We start from the raw sequence: 2,294 nt of genomic DNA, 5'->3' as shown, positions 1-2,294 counted from the left end.
GTGCGCATCGTGTCGCCGCCGCCGTGGTGCAAGTGCGCGGCGCGCTGGCGCCGTTCGAGACGCTGCGGGCGGCTTTCGAAGGCTAAGGTCGGAAAAACTAGGGCAGGCGGAACCTGTATTCCGTGACGTGGTGGTAGATCGCGCCCGGCCACAGCGTTGCTTGCGGGAAATAAGGCCGGTTCGGCGCGTCCGGCCAAATCTGCGGCTCCAGGCAGAAGCCGCAAAAGGCCTTGTAGTTCCGCCCTTCCAGCCCGGTGCGCGGCGTCACATACTGGCCGGTATAGAGCTGGACGCCGGGCTCGGTGGTCCAGACCTCCATCTCGACACCGGAACTGGCGCCTTGCGTCCATGCCGCCTGCTTGAGCGGCCCGCGTGCCGAAGCAAGGCAGAAATTCTGGTCGTAGGGCAGTTGATCACCCTCGGTTTCCATGCGCAGCGGCCGCGCCTGGCGGAAATCGAATGGCGTGCCGTCAACCGGCTTGACCACGCCTGTGGGGATCATGTCGCCATCGACCGGCAGGTAGGCGCCGGCATTCAGCATCATCCTGTGGGCGAGAATGTCGCCTGCGCCGCCATCATCCAGGTTGAAATAGGAATGCTGGGTGAGATTGCACAGCGTCGGCTCCTCGCAGGTGGCGGTCAGCTCGACGCTGAGCGTGCCGGGGATCTTCAGCCGGTAGGTGCAGGTGACGTCGAGCGCGCCGGGAAAACCCATCGTGCCGTCGGGATCGTGCAGCGTCAGCGTGACGAAATCCCTGCCATGCAAGGAAACCGTCCACGGCCGGTGGGAGTAACCTTGCGAGCCGCCATGCAGCGTATGCTTGTCGAGGAAGTTTTGCTCGGTCTGGTAGCGGCTGCCGCCAATGGTGAAGCGGCCGTCGCGGATGCGGTTGGCATAGCGGCCGACGACCGCACCGAAGAAGGCCGTATCCGTCTCGTAGCCTTCCAGACTGTCATAGCCGAGCACCAGCGGAGCATCGTGCCCGGTCAGGCGCAAATCCTGGATGATCGCGCCCAGACCGATGATGTTGGCTGTGATGCCGCCGCCCCTGATCGTGAAGCGACGCACCTGCTCGCCAGCCTGCGTCGTGCCGAAAACCTCGCCGTCCTTCATCGCCATGCCCGTAAATGCCAGTTGATCCAGAAGACTTCGGCTGGTTTTTCCATGAGAGATGGGCAGGCCATCGGCCTCCCCATCCCAGGGATAGCCTATCAGAGGCCGAGGCCGCCGATGCAGACATATTTGGTGTCGAGATAATCCTCGATGCCCTGATGCCCGCCTTCCTTGCCGAGGCCGGATTCCTTGACGCCGCCGAACGGCGCCTCCGGCGTGGTGATGAGGCCTTCATTGACCCCGACCATGCCGTATTTCAGCCCTTCCATCACTCGGAAGGCGCGGCCGAGGTCACCGGTGTAGAAGTAGCAGGCAAGGCCGAATTCGGTGTCGTTGGCGAGGGCGACGGCTTCCTCTTCGGTCTCGAACTTGAACACCGGTGCGACCGGGCCAAAGATCTCTTCCTTCATGAAGCGCATCTTGGGTGTCGCGTTGGCGATGACCGTCGGCTGGAAGAACGAACCGCCGAGCGCATGGCGCTTGCCGCCGGCAACGATCTTGCCGCCCTTTGATGTGGCGTCGGCGATCAGTTCCTCGACCTTCTCGACCGCCTTCTCGTCGATCAGCGGCCCCTGCTGCACGCCGTCCTCGAGGCCGGAGCCGACCTTCAGCGCGTTGCTGGCGGCAGCGAGCTTCTCGACGAACTTGTCATAGACACCTGCCTGGACAAGGAAGCGGTTGGTGCAAACGCAGGTCTGGCCGGAATTGCGGTACTTGGCGGTGATGGCGCCGGCGACGGCACGCTCGAGGTCGGCGTCGTCGAAAACGATGAACGGCGCGTTGCCGCCGAGTTCCATCGACACCTTCTTGACGGTGACCGACGACTTCTGGATGAGAAGCTTGCCGACCTCGGTCGAGCCGGTGAAAGTGATCTTCGACACCAGCGGATTGGCGCAGATCTCGTCGCCGATCTCGCTGGCCGAACCGGTCAGGATGTTGACGACGCCCTTGGGGAAACCGACTTCCTCTGCGAGCGCGCCCCAGGCGAGACCCGAATACGGCGTCTGCGACGCAGGCTTGACCACGGCGGTGCAGCCGGCGGCGAGCGCCGGGCCGAGCTTGCGGGCCAGCATCGAGGACGGAAAATTCCACGGCGTGATGGCGGCGATGACGCCAACCGGCTCCTTGGTCACCAGGATGCGGCGGTCCGCCCATGGCGAGGGCACGACGTCGCCATAGG

The 2,294-nt window shown here is 64.1% G+C and carries 2 protein-coding genes; both read right to left on the bottom strand.

The window, feature by feature from the left end:
• Window positions 1–97: 97 nt before the first annotated feature.
• Window positions 98–1,120, bottom strand: coding sequence for an aldose epimerase family protein (locus EN969_RS27410; RefSeq protein WP_127419558.1), 1,023 nt, complete (start codon window positions 1,118–1,120; stop codon window positions 98–100).
• Between the two features lie 92 nt (window positions 1,121–1,212).
• Window positions 1,213–2,294, bottom strand: a 1,082-nt coding sequence (locus EN969_RS27405) for an NAD-dependent succinate-semialdehyde dehydrogenase (RefSeq protein ID WP_164758539.1), incomplete at its 5' end; no start/stop codon positions are given.

It is taken from the genome of Mesorhizobium sp. M7A.F.Ca.CA.003.01.2.1 (assembly GCF_003998945.1).
Taxonomy (GTDB): Bacteria; Pseudomonadota; Alphaproteobacteria; order Rhizobiales; family Rhizobiaceae; genus Mesorhizobium; species Mesorhizobium ciceri.
This window is presented reverse-complemented; position numbering and strand designations above follow the sequence as displayed.

Excerpts from the sequence above, each read along its gene's own strand:
- EN969_RS27410 (WP_127419558.1), bottom strand. The coding sequence starts at position 1,120 with ATGGCGATGAAGGACGGCGAGGTTTTCGGCACGACGCAGGCTGGCGAG.